General features: G+C 63.8%; 18 protein-coding genes and 1 tRNA gene. 13 read left to right on the forward strand and 6 right to left on the reverse strand.

From position 1 onward, the window contains the following. The first annotated feature begins 42 nt into the window (after positions 1 to 42). Positions 43 to 1,491, forward strand: a complete 1,449-nt coding sequence (locus FPY90_RS08560) for an MFS transporter (RefSeq protein WP_498685001.1) — start codon at positions 43 to 45, stop codon at positions 1,489 to 1,491. A 125-nt stretch (positions 1,492 to 1,616) separates the two neighbouring features. Here the strand turns inward: FPY90_RS08560 and FPY90_RS08565 are convergent, their stop codons facing one another. Next, positions 1,617 to 3,068 (reverse strand): amino acid permease, encoded by a 1,452-nt coding sequence (locus tag FPY90_RS08565; protein ID WP_498685002.1) that lies wholly within the window; start codon positions 3,066 to 3,068, stop codon positions 1,617 to 1,619. A gap of 394 nt (positions 3,069 to 3,462) precedes the next feature. Here FPY90_RS08565 and FPY90_RS08570 point away from each other — a divergent pair, with 394 nt between their 5' ends. The 10 genes from FPY90_RS08570 to FPY90_RS08615 all read left to right on the forward strand — a co-directional run bounded on the left by FPY90_RS08570 (position 3,463) and on the right by FPY90_RS08615 (position 11,835). After that, positions 3,463 to 4,434, forward strand: a complete 972-nt coding sequence (locus tag FPY90_RS08570; protein WP_498685004.1) for a 1,4-dihydroxy-2-naphthoyl-CoA synthase — start codon at positions 3,463 to 3,465, stop codon at positions 4,432 to 4,434. A gap of 21 nt (positions 4,435 to 4,455) precedes the next feature. After that, the gene (locus FPY90_RS08575; RefSeq protein WP_498685005.1) at positions 4,456 to 5,595 is read left to right on the forward strand and encodes an AMP-binding protein; all 1,140 of its coding nucleotides are present in this window, start codon (positions 4,456 to 4,458) and stop codon (positions 5,593 to 5,595) included. 135 nt (positions 5,596 to 5,730) lie between these two features. Further along, positions 5,731 to 6,618 carry a 1,4-dihydroxy-2-naphthoate polyprenyltransferase gene (locus FPY90_RS08580; RefSeq protein WP_498685006.1) on the forward strand — a complete coding sequence of 296 codons (888 nt, stop codon included), beginning with the start codon at positions 5,731 to 5,733 and terminating at the stop codon, positions 6,616 to 6,618. Positions 6,619 to 6,782: 164 nt separating this feature from the next. Next, positions 6,783 to 7,262 carry a transposase gene (locus FPY90_RS08585; RefSeq protein ID WP_498685007.1) on the forward strand — a complete coding sequence of 160 codons (480 nt, stop codon included), beginning with the start codon at positions 6,783 to 6,785 and terminating at the stop codon, positions 7,260 to 7,262. Positions 7,263 to 7,787: 525 nt separating this feature from the next. After that, on the forward strand, positions 7,788 to 8,390 hold the full coding sequence (locus FPY90_RS08590; protein WP_498685008.1) for a SipW-dependent-type signal peptide-containing protein: 603 nt from the start codon (positions 7,788 to 7,790) through the stop codon (positions 8,388 to 8,390). Between the two features lie 3 nt (positions 8,391 to 8,393). Next, entirely contained in the window at positions 8,394 to 9,038 is a 645-nt protein-coding gene (locus FPY90_RS08595; RefSeq protein WP_498685009.1) for a hypothetical protein, read from the forward strand. Further along, the gene (locus FPY90_RS08600; RefSeq protein WP_498685011.1) at positions 9,038 to 9,580 is read left to right on the forward strand and encodes a signal peptidase I; all 543 of its coding nucleotides are present in this window, start codon (positions 9,038 to 9,040) and stop codon (positions 9,578 to 9,580) included. The genes FPY90_RS08595 and FPY90_RS08600 overlap by 1 nt, the downstream gene beginning before the upstream one ends. 211 nt (positions 9,581 to 9,791) lie before the next feature. Beyond that, entirely contained in the window at positions 9,792 to 10,301 is a 510-nt protein-coding gene (locus tag FPY90_RS08605) for an LPXTG cell wall anchor domain-containing protein (protein ID WP_498685013.1), read from the forward strand. Beyond that, on the forward strand, positions 10,298 to 10,834 hold the full coding sequence (locus FPY90_RS08610; protein ID WP_498685014.1) for a hypothetical protein: 537 nt from the start codon (positions 10,298 to 10,300) through the stop codon (positions 10,832 to 10,834). Before FPY90_RS08605 ends, FPY90_RS08610 begins: the two co-directional genes overlap by 4 nt. Positions 10,835 to 11,361: 527 nt before the next feature. Next, positions 11,362 to 11,835, forward strand: coding sequence for a S24 family peptidase (locus FPY90_RS08615; protein ID WP_498685015.1), 474 nt, complete (start codon positions 11,362 to 11,364; stop codon positions 11,833 to 11,835). Positions 11,836 to 12,096: 261 nt separating this feature from the next. Here the strand turns inward: FPY90_RS08615 and FPY90_RS08620 are convergent, their stop codons facing one another. Together FPY90_RS08620 and FPY90_RS08625 are read right to left on the reverse strand one after the other, a co-directional pair. Continuing rightward, positions 12,097 to 12,564, reverse strand: coding sequence for a hypothetical protein (locus FPY90_RS08620; protein ID WP_498685017.1), 468 nt, complete (start codon positions 12,562 to 12,564; stop codon positions 12,097 to 12,099). Positions 12,565 to 12,784: 220 nt separating this feature from the next. Then, positions 12,785 to 15,610: an FAD-binding and (Fe-S)-binding domain-containing protein gene (locus FPY90_RS08625; protein ID WP_498685019.1), complete on the reverse strand. Its 2,826-nt coding sequence runs from the start codon at positions 15,608 to 15,610 to the stop codon at positions 12,785 to 12,787. A 158-nt stretch (positions 15,611 to 15,768) separates the two neighbouring features. On the opposite strand from FPY90_RS08625, the gene FPY90_RS08630 reads away from it, so the two are divergent. After that, on the forward strand, positions 15,769 to 16,434 hold the full coding sequence (locus tag FPY90_RS08630; RefSeq protein ID WP_498685021.1) for a GntR family transcriptional regulator: 666 nt from the start codon (positions 15,769 to 15,771) through the stop codon (positions 16,432 to 16,434). 92 nt (positions 16,435 to 16,526) lie between these two features. Here FPY90_RS08630 and FPY90_RS08635 read toward each other — a convergent pair whose 3' ends face one another. Then, complete coding sequence (locus FPY90_RS08635) at positions 16,527 to 16,796, reverse strand: DUF4229 domain-containing protein (protein WP_071212779.1); 270 nt, start codon at positions 16,794 to 16,796, stop codon at positions 16,527 to 16,529. A gap of 73 nt (positions 16,797 to 16,869) precedes the next feature. Here FPY90_RS08635 and FPY90_RS08640 point away from each other — a divergent pair, with 73 nt between their 5' ends. Further along, positions 16,870 to 17,265 carry a PLD nuclease N-terminal domain-containing protein gene (locus FPY90_RS08640; RefSeq protein ID WP_498685023.1) on the forward strand — a complete coding sequence of 132 codons (396 nt, stop codon included), beginning with the start codon at positions 16,870 to 16,872 and terminating at the stop codon, positions 17,263 to 17,265. 69 nt (positions 17,266 to 17,334) lie between these two features. Here FPY90_RS08640 and FPY90_RS08645 read toward each other — a convergent pair whose 3' ends face one another. Further along, positions 17,335 to 18,501 carry an RtcB family protein gene (locus tag FPY90_RS08645; RefSeq protein WP_498685024.1) on the reverse strand — a complete coding sequence of 389 codons (1,167 nt, stop codon included), beginning with the start codon at positions 18,499 to 18,501 and terminating at the stop codon, positions 17,335 to 17,337. A 566-nt stretch (positions 18,502 to 19,067) separates the two neighbouring features. After that, positions 19,068 to 19,141, reverse strand: a tRNA-Met gene (locus FPY90_RS08650). Positions 19,142 to 19,320 lie beyond the last annotated feature (179 nt).

The raw sequence follows: 19,320 nt of genomic DNA on the forward strand, positions 1-19,320 counted from the left end.
GGCATCCGGTCGACGGAAAGCTGAATAGCAAACGGAGCAGTAATGCAGCCGGAAAACAGCCAACCCAACCAACTAAATAACACCACACCGGCGGCATCCCAGGCCACCAACCCGGTGGACTTCGGCGAAGAGATCGGCCCGGACCTGTCCACCACCGCCGGCCGCAGCGAAATCCGCAAGGCAACTGCCGCCTCGGCCATGGGAAACCTCACCGAATGGTTCGATTACGGCGTCTACGCCGTGGCAGTAACTTACATCACCTTCCACTTTTTCCCCACCGAGGGCGGAACCCTCATGGCGCTGGGGACCTTCGCCCTCTCATTCCTGGTCAGGCCCCTCGGCGGCCTGGTCTGGGGACCGCTGGGCGACAAGCTGGGCCGCAAGCACATCCTGGCCCTCACCATCCTGATGATGTCCCTGGCAACCTTCTTCATCGGCATCCTGCCGACCTTTGAACAGGTCGGCATCCTGGCGCCGGTAATGCTGGTCCTCCTGCGCATGGTCCAGGGCTTCTCCACCGGCGGGGAATACGGCGGTGCCGCAACATTCATGGCCGAATACTCCCCGGACAAGAAGCGCGGTTTCTTCGGGTCGTTCCTGGAATTCGGGACCCTCGGCGGCTTCGCCCTGGGCACGGCCGTGATGCTGGGCTTCCAGGTCGCGCTGAGCGACGAGGCAATGATGGACTGGGGCTGGCGCGTACCGTTCATGATGGCCCTGCCCATGGGCCTGATCGGCCTCTACCTGCGAAACAAGCTGGAGGACACCCCGGTCTTCCAGGAACTCGAAGAGCGCGGCGAGGTCCAGGAATCAAGCTCGCTGCGCACGCTCATCCGCGGCTACTGGCGCCCGATGCTCATCATGAGTGGCCTAGTCATCGCCCTGAACGTCGTGAACTACACGTTGTTGAGCTACATGCCAACCTATCTCGAGGGCCAGCTGGGCCTCGACCCGAAGGCGTCCCTGATGGTGATCCTGGTCGGTGAGGTCGCGATGATGGCCGTCATCCCCTTTGCCGGATCACTCTCGGACAAGGTGGGTCGAAAGCCCCTGTGGTTCGCGTCGCTGATCGGCCTCTTTGTGCTGGCCCTGCCGCTGTTCTGGCTGATGGGCAGGAGTTTTCCGCTCGCAATCCTCGGCTTCGCCATCCTGGGCCTGCTCTACATCCCTCAACTGGCCACCATCACTGCCACCTTCCCCGCCATGTTCCCGTCCCATGTCAGGTTTGCCGGCTTTGCCGTGACCTACAACGTGGCAACCGCGATCTTCGGCGGCACCGCGGCCATAGTCAACGAGGCAGTCATCAACGAGACCGACTTCCTGCTGTTCCCGGCCGTCTACATGATGGCGGCCTGTGCCATCGGTCTGGTCGCCACGCGGTACCTGCCCGAGACCGCCGGTGCCTCGCTGCGCGGAACCGAGCTTCCGGACGCCCACCAGACGGGCATCCTGGCCGACGCCGACGCGGAGGCCCTCGCTCCCCGGTCCTAGCTTGGCCCGGCCCATTCCCGCGGGGCAGCGGCGTCGGAAACAACGGTGGGTGGGTGGTTCCCAAGATTTCCTTGGGAACCACCCACCCACCGTTTTGCCGTTTGCGCTCCGGCGCGGACGAGACCCTACGAGTAGAGTTCGCTCTTGGCCGTGTTGTGCTTGGCCTTCTGCCAGCCGATCCAGAGGCCGACCGCGATCAGCGGGATGCAGCCAATGGTGTAAAGGCCCAGGTGGAAGACCTCCCCGTCCGTGCCGACCATGGTGTCAAAGCCGATCAGCACCGTGATGATGGCAAGCGCCACCAATCCCGCCCAGCTGGTGTACGGGGAACCGGACATCGGGAGCTTGGAGACCTTGCCCTTCTTCCTGCGCAGCATGATCTGGCAGGCAAAGATCGAGGCCCAGGTGAACAGCACGCCGATCGAGGCGGTGTTCAAGGCGAGGTCGAACGCGTACGATCCGCCAAGCCAGATGTTCAGCATGACGCCAACGAAGTAGACGGCGGCAATCGCCCAAATGGCGGCGTAGGGCACGTAGCGCTTGTTCATCTTGGTGAGCCACTGCGGCGCGTGGCCGTTGTTGGCCATCGCGCGGAAGACGCGGCCAATCGAGTAGATCCCGGAGTTGCAGGAGCTCAGCGCGGCGGTGATGACGATGAAGTTCATGGCGCTGCCGATCCAGCCCCAGCCCAGCTGGTCGAAGACCGTTACGAACGGGCTCTCGCCGGCCTTGTAGTGGTTCCACGGAAGGATCATCGCCAGCAGGGTGACCGAGCCGACGTAGAAGACCACGATGCGCACCACCACTGCGCGGATGGCCGCGGGGACCTCCTTTTCGGGATCCTCCATTTCGCCGGCGGTGATGCCCACCAGCTCGATGCCGTTGTAGGCGAAGATCACTGCGTTCAGGACCAGGATGGAGATCAGCACGCCACGCGGGAACATGCCACCTTCGGAAGCGAAGAGGTTGCTCACCGCTGCGTGTCCGTCGCCGATCTGCGCATTGGTGACCACCAGGTAGATGCCGATCAGCAGGAAGAGCACGATCGCGGCAACCTTCAGGAAGGACGCCCAGAATTCGAACTCGGCAAAGGCCTTGGCGCTAAAGAGGTTCACGGCCACCAGCAGGCCCAGGGCGCACAGCGCCGCGGCTTCCACCGGGACGCCGGGGAAGAAGTAGGTGAAGTACAGGCCGATGGCGATCAGCTCGGCAATGCCGGTCATGACCCAGTTCAGCACGTACATCCAACCGGTGAGGAAGGCACCCTTGGCGCCGAACAGCTCACCGGCATAGGAAACGAAGGAACCCGAGGACTGGCGGTACATGATCAGCTCGCCCAGGGCACGCATCAGGAAGTAGGCGATCAGGCCGGCCAGCGCGTAGGAGAAGATCAGGGCCGGGCCGGTCGAGGCCAGGCGACCACCGGCGCCCATGAACAGGCCCACGCCAATGGCGCCGCCCATGGCGATCATCTGGACGTGGCGACGGGTCAGCGTCTTCTTGTAGCCTTCGGCAGACAGTTCCGCGACCTTGGTGGACACGGGGTGCTGGTGCTCTCGTACGTTGTGTGGTTCCAACGTGTAACTCCTTTGGTGACTCAATCAACCCGCATGGGTAACACGGGGAGTACACCCGGTCAGACCCGTTTCAGGGCGCCCGATCACACACTTAAGCGGGGGTGCAGATGGCAAACTTACCGTATTTTTCATCACAACATGAAGTCGAATGTGGAGTGGAGCACAGCGGCGCAACGCGGTGCACACCATCCCGGTTAACACAAGCATCCAAGTGGGGGCGCACTTTGACGAAGGTCACACTGTCAAGGAAAACATCAATATTAATTGTTGAACAGTTCTACTGCCAATCCGCGACCAGTACCTTCACGCGACGGCATTGCCGGGGTGCACCCGACACCCAAAGCGCCGCCCATCACCGCCCTTTCGCCCCGGGGCCGCCCAGCGGATAGCATTCATGGTTGTGAGCACCGTTGAATCCACCCCCCAGTTTCCAGCCAAGGTTTCCGACATCTTCGACCCCGTGCGCTGGCGTGTTGTCGAGGGCTTCGACCTTGAAGACATGACCTACCACCGGCAGGTCGAACGCGACGCCGAGGGCGCCATCGTCCGCGACCTGCCGACCGTGCGCATCGCCTTCAACCGCCCGGAGGTCCGCAACGCGTTCCGCCCCGGCACGGTCGACGAGCTCTACCGCATCATGGACCACGCCCGCATGAGCTCGGATGTGGCCACGGTGCTGCTCACCGGAAACGGCCCCTCCCCCAAGGACGGCGGGCACTCGTTCTGCTCCGGCGGCGACCAGCGCATCCGCGGCCGCGACGGCTACCGCTACGCCGAGGGCGAGACCGCCGACTCGATCGACCCGGCACGCGCAGGGCGCCTGCACATCCTCGAGGTCCAGCGCCTGATGCGCACCATGCCCAAGGTGGTCATCGCCGTGGTCAACGGCTGGGCCGCCGGCGGCGGGCACTCGCTTCACGTCGTCTCGGACCTGACCATTGCTTCCCGGCAGCACGGCAAGTTCAAGCAGACCGACGCCACCGTCGGCTCCTTCGACGCCGGCTACGGCTCGGCGTTGCTGGCCCGCCAGGTCGGGCAAAAAAACGCCCGATCGATCTTCTTCCTCGCCCGCGAGCACTCCGCCGAGGACATGGTGGCCATGGGAGCGGTCAACGAGGCGGTGGACCACGAGCGACTCGAGGAGGTCGCCCTGGAATATGCCGCGGACATCGCACGCCAGTCCCCGCAGGCCATCCGCATGCTCAAGTTCGCCTTCAACCTGGCCGACGACGGGCTGGCCGGCCAGCAGGTCTTCGCCGGCGAGGCCACCCGCATGGCCTACATGACCGACGAGGCCGTCGAGGGACGGGACGCCTTCCTGCAAAAGCGCGACCCCGACTGGTCCGGCCACCCGTACTACTTCTAAGGCCGAGGACCCCCACCACCCATGAATCCAAATTCCGCGCTCGCTGCCTTGTCCGCCTCGCTCAACGAGGACGGTCCCGCGGTGGAAATCCTGCCCGGCACCACGAACAACGACTATCGGGTGAACCCCGTGGACGCGGCGCAGCTGAAGGGCCTGGAAGACATCGCGGCGGTGGTGCGCACCTCGGGTTCCACCGGAACACCGAAGCGCACCGCGCTGTCGGCCCAGGCCCTGGCCACCTCCTCCATGGCCACGGCCGAATACCTGGGGTTCGAGGGCCAGTGGCTCCTGGCCCTGCCGCTGCACTACGTTGCCGGGCTCGCGGTGCTCACCCGCAGCCTCTACGCCGGGACCCGCCCCTGGGCCATGGACCTGGACACCAGCTTCGACGCCGCCGGATTCAACGAGGCGGCCTCCGCCCTGACCGACGCCAGGCGGCTTGTTTCCCTGGTACCCACGCAGCTGCAGCGCCTGCTCACCGACCCGACGGATGAAACCCTGGCCACGCTCAAGCGCTTCGATGCGATCCTGCTCGGCGGGGCGCGCGCGCCGCGGGCCGTTCTGGACGCGGCGGCCAAGCACTCGCTGAAGCTCCACCTCACCTACGGGTCCAGCGAGACCGCCGGCGGCTGCGTCTACGACGCCCGCGCCCTGCCCGGGGTCCAGGTGAAAACCGTCGACGGACGGATCTGGCTGGGCGGGACCACCATCGCCTCCGGCTACCTCGGCAACCCGGAACTGACGGCCAGGCACTTCAGCGTCGATGATTCCGGCGTGCGCTGGTACACGACCGAAGACCTGGGCAGCTACACCGACGGCGTGCTGTCAGTAACCGGACGGGCGGACGACGTGATCATCACCGGCGGGGTTAAGGTCTCCGCCGCCGAGGTCCAGCACGTCCTGGAATCCGTGCCCGGTGTTTCGGCGGTGGCCGTGGTGCCGGTGCCCGATGCCCAATGGGGCCAGCAGATCGGTGCCGCCTACGCGGGCAACGCCGCCCCGGAGTCCTTGGCCGCCGCGGTGCGCCAAGCGCTCGGAGCCCCGGCGGTGCCGCGGCGGATGCTCAACCTGCCGGCGTTGCCGTTGCTGCCCAACGGCAAGGTCGACCGGATGCTGCTTGCCTCGCGCCTGGCTGCCGTCTCGGACCAGCCAGCCAGTTGATGCGGTTCCGGGGCCCGGATCCGCTCGATTAACTGTGGATCCAAACCCCGCCGGGCTCCCCGGAATTTCTCCGTTGCCCGCGGGCAAGGGAGAATGAGGGCTGCATGTTTTATCCAAGCAGCGAGAGGATTGATGGTGGCTACGATTGCCCAGTGGGTGGCGGGGGCACGCCTGCGCACCCTGCCCATTGTGATTGCCCCGGTGGTCATCGGAACCGCGGCCGCCGTGGACACCACGGGAAAGCTCGCCTGGCTCGAAGCCGTCCTGGCCCTGGTGGTGGGCCTGTTGCTGCAGGTCGGGGTGAACTACTCCAACGACTACTCCGACGGGATCCGCGGCACCGATGACGTTCGCGTGGGCCCGCTGCGGCTGACCGGCTCCGGCCTGGCCAAGCCGGCCACGGTCCGCAACGCCGCCTTCGCCTGCTTCGGGCTGGCCGGCATCGTCGGCGCATTCCTCGTGGTGTACACCGGATCCTGGCCGCTGCTGCTCGTTGGCGTAGCGGCCATCATCGCGGCATGGGGCTACACCGGCGGCAAGAACCCCTACGGCTACCGGGGGCTGGGCGAGGTGTTCGTCTTCATCTTCTTCGGCCTCGTGGCCACCCTGGGCACCGCCTACACCCAGGCCCACCAGCTCACCCTGCCGGCCTACATCGGCGCCGTGGGCACCGGACTCATCGCCACCGCCCTGCTGATGGCCAACAACATCCGCGACATCCCCACCGACAAGGACGTCGGCAAGATGACCCTGGCCGTGCGGCTGGGCGACGAGGCGGCACGCATCAGCTACGTGATGATGCTGGCCGTGGCGATCCTGCTGCCGCTGGTGCTGGTGTCCACCCATCCGTGGATGTGGCTGATCCTGCTCACCGCGTTGCTGGGCGGCACGCCGAGCTGGACCGTGCTGCGCAGGCACGAGCCCGGCGCCCTGATCCCGGTGCTCAAGCAGACCGGCATCATCAACCTTGCCTACGCCGCGTTGTTCACCGTGGCGATCGTGATGGACAAGGCCTTGGCCTAGGGAGCGTCTCCTATTTACTTGCTGACTGTTCGGTTTGGCGGGATTAACGGGTGAATTCCCGTTTCGCCCGCTTCTCCGATGCCCAGTGGGAGCTAATCGCCCCGTTCATGCCCGATTCCGCGGACCGATCGACGGGGAGGTGTCCGTGGACACCACGATGAACCGTGCCCACTGGCACGGCAGCAACCTCCCGCGCCTTACTGGGGGACCTGCCGGATGACAAGAATCTTCTCGAAGAGCCCCCTGACCACGCCATCGGCACGTCCTGCAGGGGGCTTACTACCCAGATCCACTCCCTGGTAGACGGCAAGCAGCGCCCGCTGGTGATGATGCTCGGGCCCGGGCAGGCCGGTGATTCCCCGATGCCAGAAAACCTCATGGACGCCCCGAAGGTCAAGAACCCGGCCACAGGGACGCCCCAAAGGCGCCCGGCCCGGGCGATGGCCGACAATGCCTACTCCTCCAAGGGCAACAGGAAATACCTGCGCGAGCGCGGCATCCAATGCGTGACCCCCGAAAAGGACCACCAGAAGTCCAACCGAAAGCGCGAGGACTCCGCCGGCGGAATGCCGGTCACCGAGGACAAGGAAGCCCACAGGGGTCGCAACGTCGTCGAGCGCCGCTTCAACGCCCTGAAGCAGTAGCGCGGCATGGCGACGCACTATGAGAACCTCGCCCTGGCCTACCGCTCGGCCGTGGTGCTCCACGCGGTGGTCATCTGGAGCACCAGCCTCGAGAAATCACCATTGGGAGACACGCTCTAGCACCGAAAACGGCCCGGCATCGCCTTCTTGGCGTGCCAGAAGGTCATTCAATGATTCAGGTAACGCTCCTTCCCATAAGAACTGACTGCGATCAGCGTGGAGCAACGGTGGTGGGAACGGTAGGGCGCAGGGTTTGATCGCAGCTCACCAGACCCTTTCCTTCTTCGTGTTGGAATTGCCGGATTCAGCACTACAACTTGAACCCCTGCCTTCAGTTGGCCCATGGCAATCGCTTCAGAACGAGGACGTGCCCAATCCGTTCACTGATAGCGAAAACCATTAAACGTTCGGTCAATTTATCCAAAAACTAGAGATTTTCTGGCGCCTGTGCCCTATCGTGAACCGTGAGGATGGTCTCGCTGTCATCTTTGGCCCTCTTAGGTTTCCAAAAAAGGACTTCTCACCATGACTGATACAACTTCCCCCACAAAATCCCGCGGCAAATTCCGCGCCATCCTCGCAGGCGGACTGGTGCTTGGCGTCGGGGCAGCCGTCGTCTTGGCGGCATGGAATGATTCCGAATTCGCCATCGGCACCTTCGGGGCAGGCTCCTTCAACATGGAGGGAAGCACCGATGGGGCAGCCTTCGCGGAGCACGCTACAGCCGATGCCGCGGGAGCCCTGACCTTTACAGTTGATCCGGAGAACCTCGCACCCGGAGACGCCGTGTATGCCCCATTCGCCGCGCGCTTGGATGGCGAGACAACCACTGATGCCAACGTCGTCGTCGGCCCACAAGTGACGACGGGGAACGTGACCGGCTTGACCTACGAACTCATTGCCACGGAAGTTTTCGGGTGCGATGCGGACTCGACCGGGGATCCGCTTGTCCCCGCCGGCACTGCCTTGGGAACAACCCCCGACGAGGTGAGTTTCGACCTCATCCAGGGAGCCGATCCCGCGCCCGGTACGCCGGTGAATCTCTGTTTCAAGGTCACGGCCGGCGACACGCTTACCCAGGGTCAAACCGCGTCGACCACCTGGTCCTTTGTCGCCGAATCCCAGTAGTCCGTGACTCCTCAACCCGCTGAGCGCCCCTCCACGTCCGCCCGCATCAAGGCAGTGCTCGCTGGCGCATTGGTGCTGGGCGTGGGCGGGTCGATGACGGTCGCGGCGTGGACCGACGACATTTACGCCCAGGGCAGCTTCGGCACCAGTGTCTTCGACGTCGAATCGAACGTTTCCAAGCCTTACTCCGTCGCTGGACCCTGGAGCGACGCGGCAACACCCCCCGGATCCACATTGGTCTTCAACGCCGCGGCCATGTCACCAACCGTGTCCTTCTATGCACCGATTGCGATCCGGACGAAAACGAATTCCACCTCAGGGACCGTCACCTTGCCGGCACCCACCCTCACCGGATCGAGCCCACTAACAGGGGCCATGCAGTACCGAGCCGTGCGCTCGGACACCTGTTCGGTCGCTGCCTTCACCGCCGGCGCGGTTTATGTGGTCGGCAATGCGACCACCTACAGTCCGCTGGCGACAGGGCAGAATACCGGCGTCACCAATACCCTGGCCGCGGCAACATCCACCGCCGCCGGCGTTCCCACCCAGTTCTGCCTCGAAGTGAGGCTGCCCAGCGGGGCGGCAAACACCTTGCAGGGACAGACCGCGGTAGCGACCTGGCAATTCACGTCCGTCTCGAATGAATGATGACTGAGCCCCCGACACCGCGCCCCGCGTCGCCCAGGCGCGCCATGGCGATGGTGCGGGCCACGCTACTGAACCTTGCCGCCGCCGGTGGCGCGCTTTGCATTGTCGCTGTCATCTGTGCGTTGCTGTTCGACATCACCTTGATCTTGTTCAAGACCGGGTCGATGTCGCCGACCATCCCGGCAGGATCGGTGGCCGTCGTTCGCCAGATTCCGGCCAGCGAGGTCGAGGTCGGGGACATCCTTACCGTCGACCGGCCCGGCTTGCTCCCTGTCACCCACCGCGTCCAGAGCGTGGAAGACACGGGAAACAACCAGCGGGTGATCACGATGAAGGGCGACGCGAATTCTTCGCCGGATCCGGTGCCGTACACCATCAGCGATGCCCGGCTGGTGATGGGGTCGGTCCCCGGGCTTGCCTATCCGTTGGCCTCGATGTCGAACCCGGTGGGGCTGGGAGCGATCACGATCGCCGTCGCAGCCCTGGTGACTTGGGTGCTCTGGCCCCGCTCCGAGCGCTCAACCCGGAAGGAACGAGGATAGCAACATGCGGCGTCACAGTTTTATCGGACCAGCCGCAGTCGCGGCTGCCGCCCTCGGCCTCACTGGGCTGGCTGCTTCCGGCGCCCACGCTGCCGAGAAGTCCCTGGACCTGCACGAAGAGTCCCGGAACACCTTTGTCCTGGTCCCCGGTGAAACGGCCTTGTGGCCGCTGGGAGTTAGAACGCGGGCCCCTGACATCAGCACGCTACGGATGACCTTGGAATCTGATGGCCGCGTGGCCACCGTCACCCCTGAATTCGTCCAGGCACTCACCATTGGCGTGCAAGCCTGTTCCGAGCCCTGGCAGGATGCAGTCTGCCCGACCGGGGCGCGCACCTTGGTGAAACAAGGACCCCTTGACCACTCGGGAACACGAACCGCCAACCTCGCCACGGGCGGTGGCAAGATCCCGGAAGAGGTCCATCTCCTGACCGGAGTCACGCTGGCGAAAGGTGCGCCGAAGTCGGTGCAGGGATCCTCAATCACCTTGCGGGTGGGCGTCCATGCCCACGGACCGGACAGCGGCGACAGTCCAGACCGTGGAGCCGGAGACCCTCAGGGAGACGGCAGCGCCACCCCCAACGACAGCCATGGATCGCTGCCCAACACCGGCGTGGATATCGCTCTCTATGGCCTCCTGGGCCTGGCGGCCGTTCTGGCTGGCATGGCGCTGAGTCGCTGGAAGAAAGCCTACACACGGCGTCAAGAGCCGCCCGGATGAACAAGCACATGATGTCGTCGGGATTGGAGCGTCCCTCCCTGACCAAGGCCGCGGTCGCCCTCACGGGACTGGCGCTGCTGGGTGCCGTCCTCGTTTCCTCCACCCCCACCCTCGCAGTCTGGTCGGATTCAACACACCACCAGGGAACCATGGGGGCAAAGGTCCCCACTCCCACCGGGACATGCACCCACACTGGCACGAACATTGACCGGCGCTTTGTCTTTACCTGGAAAATCCCGGCCGATAGCGGCCATATCCTTGCGAATGTCCAGTTCCTGCGCAGCACCTCCCTGACGAACCCGACACTGATCGAGCTGCCTCCGGCCGCCTATTCATCGACCGGCCCGAATGCCAGCGCAGAGTACACCACCACCATCAACGCCAGTACATCCGGACGATACTTCGAAGGCATGTACAGCAATACGGAAACCTTTCTGCTTGGTCTACGCACTACCGCAGACGGATGGACTTCGGAGCCCCTTACGGTGAGCGCCAGCCTGCACCCAAACACTCAGGGATCCTGTGGGGGCTAACCAAACCACGCCGGAACCTATTTCTGCTTTCTGCGTGTTGTCCTGAATACACCGTCAGGCATTCCAGTGGTGGTTGATCGACGGGTCACTTGCACCCTTTGAGCTGGAGTGAAAGCTTCAGGATGTGGTGTTGACAGGATCGCTGCACTGTCAAGAACCCTCAAATTGCGCACGCCCACTGCAATCGACGGATCGAACTTGACGTTGTCCCGGAGTTCGACATATTCCGCGCATTGTCCGAAAAGAAGCAGACGCGCGCCAATGGTCCACGGCGAATCAACGAAAGTCAGCGGAAACCCGTTCTGCCTCCGGTGACAAGTCGGTGCGGCCTGCGTTGGTATCGAGTCGGGCGCCCAAGACCGTCTCTGAATCCAGCAAAGTTCACCCCCAAATTTCGGGAGGGCCCGACCGGTTCCCTGCTGCAAAAGAAGACGCGGAACATGTAATCCGTGCTTGGGATGAATGATGAAAATCAAAGAATGCAGGTTTGCTCGTCGGCACCATCCAAACGACCCCTTCACGCGCCGATGACCAGCGTACTGACGGGCTGTCCAAGTCCGACCCATGACTACTCCGACACGAAAATCGACCTGTCCGAGATGCTAATCCGCGACCAGGTGAGTACGTTCATCGCCACGGTCTCCGGCGGTTCCATGGAAGGCGCGGGGATTTCCGACGGCGAAGATCTGATCGTGGATCGATCCGCCAAACCCCGCGATGGGCATGTGGTCATTACAGCGAGAGACCGCGGGATGACGTTGGGGGTGTGGCCACGGTATGTTTGCACCGACAACATACGCGCTATGGCATCGGACACACGATTCCGCAGTGCTGCGGCCGAGCCTGTCACACGGGATAACTCAGGACATCGACACCAGGCGGAGCGCCAAGTGAAGCCAAGGCGAGCACCGGATGAGAACGCGGGCTTCCATATGGTCTTCAACGATCCGAAATACTCGGCTGGTCCCGTCAATGAATCCCTGGACGGTGGCGGTGGATGATGTCCTCGATCATCAGCCGGTGGCTCCTGAGCACACGTCCGGGCTTTCCTTTGGAGAATGCTACAGCGGGGCAAACAGGTTCCAATGGGCATCTCGAAAGAACGTAACGGGATATCACCCGGCGATCGCGACGGGCGCGGTTCTCCCGAATTGGGATTCATTTCCTAGGCAACCCGAGGGTGATTCACCCGGGTCGAACCAAGAGGCCGGGCCTCATAAGTGACTTCGAACCGGTGATTTTTCCTTGCCCGGCCTTAGCCTTCACGCCCAGGTCGTTGGCCGGCGGTATCTTCCGCGTCGCCTGAAGGCCAAGGCACGGCCCGCTGCTGCACAGGCGCCCAGCAGTGTGCAAAACCAGAACAGCGCCATCGATCCCACGGTAGGCCACAACCCGATGCCCGGAAGCAGCGCGAAGACGACCAGGAATGCCACGACGTGCACCCATGGCACTTGCACCCTGCGCAGGACCAGATCCAGCAGCACGGCCAGTGGAAGCCCGACGAATATCGCCACGAGGATGCTGATGCCGGCAAAAATCGACCATACCCAAAGGTAGCCGTCGTAGGCGGCGAGGGACTCTTCCACCCAACCCGCCTCGGCAAACACCGCGAGCACGAGCGTGAAGCCCAGCCACAACCCCAGCGTCGACAGCCAGCCCTTGGTGATCGCGAACCCATCGAGGGCGCGCGCCTCCGGGGTCCTCCGGTGCCTTAGTTGCGTGGTGTCCATCAAGGTCCTGCCCTTCGAAATCCCCGTGGCGCAGTAACCCCGCCGGTGCCGAGGGGCTTCCCGCCTGGCGTTGGCCCCATCCTATCCTCGCTAGTCTCCGGAGCGTGGCGACGGGGCCGGGCAACCGCAGAATCATGCTTGGCCATGGCGCTGGCGGTTCCGGCGCGGCTCCCGCCGTTCGGCTCGACGCCGGTGGACCGGACGCCGTGTCGGAACCGCGCTAGGGCCGGGTGCCGCGCTCCAGCAATTCCAGCACGTGCTCGTAGGGCTGTTCCGTCGCCCGGGTCATGCCCAGCTCGCAGGTCCTGTTGCACGAGGCGTGCGCGGTGGCGCCGAAGGCGCGGACCTCGGCGGCCTGCGCCTCGGTGGCGGAGGCGGTGAGCTCGGGGTGCAGCATCCCGCGGTCCCCGGCGAAGGCGCAGCAGCCCCAGTTCTCCGGGACCTGCACGGTCTCGGCCACGGCCTCGGCGACGGTGTGCAGCGCCGGGTTCAGCCCCATGCGCGTGGAGGAACACGTCGGGTGCAACGCCAGGGAGGCCACCTTCCGTCCCTCGGGCAGCAGCGGCAGGATGTGTTCGGCGGTGTAGTCCACCACGTCGATGATCCGCAGGGCCTTGCCGCCTGCCGGGATCTCTTCGGCTTCGATGCTGTGGCGCAGGCCTTCGGTGCACGAGGAGGCATCACAGAGGATCGGAAGCTCGCCGTTGCGGCTGGCGGCGCGCAGGGCCGCGACGGTGCGCTCCCCCATGGACGCATGTCCCGTTTCCATCCCCTTGGATGACCACGGGGTGCCGCAGCACAGCGAGTCGATGCCCTCGGGCACGAGCAGTTCAATGCCCGTGCGTTCGGCCAGTGCGCCGAAGCTTTCCTGGATCCCGGCCTGCGACGGGTCCGCGGGGCCGAACATGGTGTTCACGCAGGCCGGGAAGTAGACCGCGACCGGTGCGCCGGCCGGTGCCGGACGTGCCCGCTTGGTGCCGCCGGCGGGCAGCTCGGCGGAATACAGCGGCAGCGTGTCGTCCCCCAGCACCGCGCGGCCCACTTTGTTGGCGCCAAGAACCAGCGGAACCGGGACCTTGTCGGCCATGGTCAGCGCCGTGCCGGCGCCCCGGGTCACGGCCGACCAATGCTTCGCCGCGGCGTCCCAAACCGCGCCCTCGATCCTGCCGGCCTCCTTGGCGCGCAATTTCTTCACCAGGGTGCCGGTGTTGATGTCCACCGGGCAGGCGGTCTGGCACATTCCGTCGACCGCACAGGTGTCCACCGACTCGTAGGAATAGTCCTTCTCGAGCTCGGCGACCAGCTTTTCGTCGCCGGCCTGCCGGGCCGTTTCGATGGCGCGCAGCGTGACAATGCGCTGGCGCGGGGTCAGCGTGAGGTTCCGCGAGGGGCAGACCGGCTCGCAGTAGCCGCAGGCCACGCAGCGATCGACCTCCTCATCCACGGCGGGGGTGACCTTGATGTGGCGCAGGTGTGCCTGCGGGTCCTCGTCCAGGATGACCCCCGGGTTCAGCAGGCCCGCCGGGTCGAGCAAGGTCTTGAGCTCGCGCATGACCGAGTAAAGTTCGTCGCCGTATTGGCGGCGCACATAGGGTGCCATCATCCGGCCGGTGCCGTGTTCGGCCTTGAGCGAGCCGCCCTCGCCGAGCACCAGGTCAACCATGTCCTCGGTGAATGCCGAGTAGCGCTGGATCTGGTCCTTCGTGTGGAAACCGTCGGTGAGCATGAAGTGGACGTTGCCGTCCTTGGCGTGGCCGAAGATGACCGAATTTTCGTAGCCGTACCGCTCGAAGAGCACCGAGAGCTCGGCGCAGGTCCTGGCCAGGGCCGGAACCGGCACGACCACGTCTTCCAGCAGCGCGGTGGTTCCCTGGGTGCGGGCCCCCGCCACGGAGGCGTAGAGGCCCTTGCGCAGCTGCCACAATTCGGCGCGGGCCTTGGGGTCCGGGCTGAACCTGGCCGGGGCGCTGAGCTCGAGCGAGTTCGCCAGCGCCATGCCCGCGGCTTGGCGTTCGGACAGTTCCTCGGCACTCGTGGCGGTGTATTCGACCAGGAACGCGGCATGCGACTGCACGTTCAGGTCGCTGACAATCGCCGGTGACCCGGGCAGCGCCTTCCCGACCTTCAGCGAGAGCGAATCCATGAGTTCCACGGTTGCGGCCCCGGAGCCCACCAGCGCCTCGAGGGATTCGTTGGCGGTAAAGAGGTCGTCGAAGACCAGCAGGGACGTGGTCACGTGCTTGTAGGTGGGCACGGTCCTGAACGTCGCCTCGGCCACGAACCCGAGCGTTCCCTCGGAACCGACGATCAGGTGGGCCAGTGTCTGGGCGGGATCCTCGTAGTCAAGGAATGAGTTCAGTCCATATCCCATGGTGTTCTTCATGGAGAACTGGTGGTTGATTCTCGCCACGGAGTCGGGGTTGGACCGCACGCGCTTCGTGAGGCGTTCGAGGCCATCAAAAAGAACCGGTTCAAGTGCCCGAAGTTTCTCGTTGGCATCGGGGGCACCTGTGTCGATGACGGTTCCGCTGGTGAGTACGATGACCAGGGATTCGAGGGTGCGGTATACGTTGTCCACGGTTCCGCAGTGCATCCCGGAGGAGTTGTTGGCCACCACGCCGCCGATGGTGCAGGCCACCTCGGAGGCCGGGTCCGGCCCGAACTTGCGTCCGTACAGCGCCAGCCGTGCGTTCAGTGCACGCACCGTGACTCCGGGCTGGACCCGCACGCGCATGCCGTTGTCCAGGACCTCGATGTCCTTGAAGTTCTTCCGCACGTCGACCAGCAGCGAGTCGGTGACCCCCTGCCCCGAGAGCGAGGTCCCGCCCGAGCGGAACGTCAGCGGCAGCTTGAGCTCGGCACTGGCCTTGAGCAGGGCGCCGACCTCGGCGGCATTGTTCGGGATCGACACGGCTTGCGGTGTCAGCAGGAAGTGGGAGGCATCGTTCGCGTAGGCATGCAGGTCGATGGCGCGTTCGGTGAGCTGGTCGTCGTTGCCCAGCGCATTGCGCAGTGTGGGAATCAAGGTGTGGCTTTTCCGTTCCATCAGGTGAGAATACTCCGTCGGGCGTGGAGGGGGTCTTGAGTGTCCAAGCCACCAACCCTACAATTGTCTAACAAGTACACTTGTGCATCAAGCTCCCGCCGGAAAAATCTGTCACGATTGTTGTCCCTGTTGCCCGCCAATCAAAGGATCCCGTCTTCATGAGCCAACGCGTCTCCGCGCTTTCCATCATTGATGCCATCGCCGGGGATCTGCGCCGACGAATCTACGCGGGCGACCTCGTGCAGGGAACGCCGTTGACCGAGGCGGAGCTGGCGGCATCCTATGACGTCGCCCGCCCAACGGCCAAGGCCGCCATCGAGCGACTGGTGGCGGATTCCCTGCTGGAGCGCGGAGCCCACAAGACGGCAAGGGTGAAGACGCTGGGGGCCGAATCGGTCCGGGACATCTATTTCGCGCGGGCGTTCCTGGAGTCCGAGGTGGTCCGGCGCCTGGCCAAGACCGCCTCCGTCCCGGACGCCGCGCGCAGCGCGAACACCGAAATCGAGGCCCGACTTTCGCAGCCGGCGACGGCAATCATCGACCCCGACATGGACTTCCACACGGCCTTGGTTGACGCGATGGGCAACCAGCGGACCAGCGCAATGTATCGCTCGCTGCTGGGCGAGGTCCGGCTCTGCATGACTCGAGTGCAGTCGCTGGAATTGCTCGATTCCGCCCAGATCGCCAGCGAGCACGCCACCATCCTGGAACGGATTGCGGCCGGGGACCCGGAAGGCGCGGCCGGGGCACTCGATGGGCACCTGGCCCACGCCAGGGAACTGCTGGCGGCCGAACTCGAAAGGAACGCGGGACAGCGTTCCTGACCAACGGCCCATCTTCGCTTAAAGCCAGAGGGGCTGCGCATTGCACACCTTGGCGTGCAATGCGCAGCCCCTCTGCCGCATGGATGCGAAGTTTACTGTCCGTTATCGAGGAAGCGGTCTTCGGCTTCCTCGTCTTCCAGGTCGTGCCTGGTCTTCTTGGGTCCCCGCGCGTTGAACATTTTCTGCACATCGGCGTTAGCCGCCAGTCGCATCTTGTTCAGGAACAGGTAGCTCAGCGCAAAGGCGATCACCAGTGCGATGAGGCCGGCCGTGTACAACGGCCACTGCAAAAGGAAGACCAGTGGAAGGAAAACTACGAAGAAAAGGGCTAACCGGATCACGGTGTACTTGAAGAACTGCACCCCTCCAGTCTAGACGCAGCCAGAACACAGATAAATTCACTAGACTGTAGGCATGGTCAGGAACTTTATTTTTATGGCGTTGGTTGCACTCGCAGTAACCATCTATGCCTTGATCGAATGCGTGCGTACGCGTCCGAGTGATGTGCGTTCGCTGCCCAAGTCAGGTTGGGTGGCGGCAATCGTCCTGCTTCCACTGATCGGAGCAGGATTGTGGTTCTGGTTGGGCCGCCCGTCCTCCAGCAACTACGCGCAGCCCACCCAGGCCAACAGGCCTGCCACCGGTGCACCGGACGACGACCCGGAATTCCTCCGCAACCTGGAAACGCAGCGCCGCAACAAGGCCCGCGAGGACGAACTGCGCCGCAAGGAGGCCGAACTCGAAGCCCGCGAACGCAAGCTGCGCGAAGAGGGCAAACCGCGGGATGAAGGCGGAAACCCCACCGAGGAAACCCCTCGGCACACGCCGTAGTCGCTTTCTCGACCCCGATACACCGGATGGGTGGTGGACCAAGTCTTCCTTGGGCCACCACCCATCTGTTCAATCCCCCTTGACGTTGATGATCTGGCGCAGCTTGTGCCTCACGTCCACCAGGTCGGCAGCATCCTCCATGACCTGGTCAATCGGCTTGTAGGCACCGGGGATCTCATCGATGAAGGCGTCGGTGTCGCGGTATTCGATCCCCTTCATCGCTTCCCGCAGCTGCTCGACGCTGAAGGTCTTGCGGGCTGCCGATCGCGAGTATTCCCGGCCGGCGCCGTGCGGCGAGGATTCCAGCGCCACCTTGTTGCCCTTGCCGACGACCACGTAGGATGCGGTGCCCATGGACCCGGGGATCAGACCCGGATCCCCCTCGCGGGCCCGGATGGCCCCCTTGCGCGAGAGCCACACCGACTTGCCGAAGTGCGTTTCCTTCTCGGTGAAGTTGTGGTGGCAGTTGATCCGCTCGATTTCGCGCACCTCTCCCCCAACCCATTCGCTGAACTGGCGAATGACCCGGTCCATCATTTCCTCGCGGTTGAGCAGGGCGAAATGCTGCGCCCACCGCAACTCCCGGATGTAGGCATCGAACTCCTCGGTGCCCTCCACCAGGTAGGCAAGGTCGGGGTCGGGAAGTTCGATCCAATACTTCTTGGCAATCTGCTGGGCCACCTTGATGTGTTTGGCGGCGATCCGGTTCCCAACCCCGCGGGAGCCCGAGTGCAGGAACAGCCACACGTTGTCGTCTTCGTCCAGCGAAACCTCAATGAAATGGTTTCCCGAGCCGAGCGACCCCAGCTGCAGTTCCCAGTTTCCCGCGTAGCTTGCCGGATCGAAGCCTGCACGCTGCGCGAGGTCCTTGAGTTCGGCGATGCGTGGCACCGCGGTGGCGACGACCTTGCGGTTGTACTTGCCGGCCGAGAGCGGAATGGCGCGCTCGATGTCCTCACGCAGCGGCTTGCGGTCCTTTGGCAGCTGGCGGGCGGTGTACTGGGTCTTCACGGCAATCATGCCGCACCCGATGTCCACCCCGACCGCCGCGGGAATGATGGCTCCCATGGTGGGAATGACGGATCCTACGGTTGCTCCCTTGCCAAGGTGGGCATCGGGCATCAAGGCGAGGTGGGGGAAGATGAATGCCATCTTCGAGGCGGTGATCGCCTGCTCACGGGTTTTCTCATCCAGGATGGAAGCCCAGTTCTTGAGCCGGCTGTTGATGGTCTCCACGATTTCACTTTCTGGTGTTGTTTTCCTTGCCATGGAAATCCACGGCAAAGCTAGAAAGGTTCGGGGAAACGATCGGATCCAAAAAAGTAACCCCGAACCATTGTGTGGTTGCGGGGCTTGGCTTGCTGCTGGCGTGCAGAAGTCTATGCGCGGGGCAACCGACGGCCTGGTTCTTGCTTGTACTGGCGATTGGATACGCGCAGGGAAAGAGCGCCTGTGTGAGTCATTTGCGGATTCAGCACGGATCTTTCCCTTCAGTTCAGGACGTTTCCCATGGATCGGGATCTAGATTGAGTCGATCACAGTAAATGATCGACAAATGCCGATCCTAACATCGAGAATTGATTTTGAGCAAGAGATTCTTGATTTGCCCCGTAGTGCCGCTCCGTTTCCTGCGGTCGCCATCCGGGCTTCCGCGGTGCCGACGGGCGGCAAGACGGATCAGGAAGCATATGGCCGCGCTCGCACGTCAGGCGCTGGGGCCCAAAGCATCAGGCGGGCGGCCCGCTTGACCCGGAAATGCAAGAAGCTCTTGCCCCGGGTCTGGGACAAGAGCTTCTTCTTTGTGGCGGGGACAGGATTTGAACCTGTGACCTCCGGGTTATGAGCCCGGCGAGCTACCGAACTGCTCCACCCCGCGTCGGTAGATACAACAATAACAGCGCTTTGCCCGTCGACCTAATCGGGTGGTGGATTCGGCGAATCCCATCGGAATCACGGCAGTTTTCGGCAGAAATCGATGGATCATTCGTGTTATTTGAGCCGAAACGCACGATATTCATGCACTTTCGCCAGTGATGTCGATCACCATTGAATTCC

This window comes from Arthrobacter sp. C2 (genome assembly GCA_024207135.1).
Classification (GTDB): domain Bacteria; phylum Actinomycetota; class Actinomycetes; order Actinomycetales; family Micrococcaceae; genus Paeniglutamicibacter.

Excerpts from the sequence above, each read along its gene's own strand:
- FPY90_RS08625 (WP_498685019.1), bottom strand. The coding sequence starts at position 15,610 with ATGGAACGGAAAAGCCACACCTTGATTCCCACACTGCGCAATGCGCTG.
- FPY90_RS08575 (WP_498685005.1), top strand. The coding sequence starts at position 4,456 with ATGAATCCAAATTCCGCGCTCGCTGCCTTGTCCGCCTCGCTCAACGAG.
- FPY90_RS08615 (WP_498685015.1), top strand. The coding sequence starts at position 11,362 with ATGACCAGCGTACTGACGGGCTGTCCAAGTCCGACCCATGACTACTCC.
- FPY90_RS08600 (WP_498685011.1), top strand. The coding sequence starts at position 9,038 with ATGACTGAGCCCCCGACACCGCGCCCCGCGTCGCCCAGGCGCGCCATG.
- FPY90_RS08605 (WP_498685013.1), top strand. The coding sequence starts at position 9,792 with ATGACCTTGGAATCTGATGGCCGCGTGGCCACCGTCACCCCTGAATTC.
- FPY90_RS08590 (WP_498685008.1), top strand. The coding sequence starts at position 7,788 with ATGACTGATACAACTTCCCCCACAAAATCCCGCGGCAAATTCCGCGCC.
- FPY90_RS08570 (WP_498685004.1), top strand. The coding sequence starts at position 3,463 with ATGGTTGTGAGCACCGTTGAATCCACCCCCCAGTTTCCAGCCAAGGTT.
- FPY90_RS08620 (WP_498685017.1), bottom strand. The coding sequence starts at position 12,564 with ATGGACACCACGCAACTAAGGCACCGGAGGACCCCGGAGGCGCGCGCC.
- FPY90_RS08560 (WP_498685001.1), top strand. The coding sequence starts at position 43 with ATGCAGCCGGAAAACAGCCAACCCAACCAACTAAATAACACCACACCG.
- FPY90_RS08630 (WP_498685021.1), top strand. The coding sequence starts at position 15,769 with ATGAGCCAACGCGTCTCCGCGCTTTCCATCATTGATGCCATCGCCGGG.
- FPY90_RS08640 (WP_498685023.1), top strand. The coding sequence starts at position 16,870 with ATGGCGTTGGTTGCACTCGCAGTAACCATCTATGCCTTGATCGAATGC.
- FPY90_RS08610 (WP_498685014.1), top strand. The coding sequence starts at position 10,298 with ATGAACAAGCACATGATGTCGTCGGGATTGGAGCGTCCCTCCCTGACC.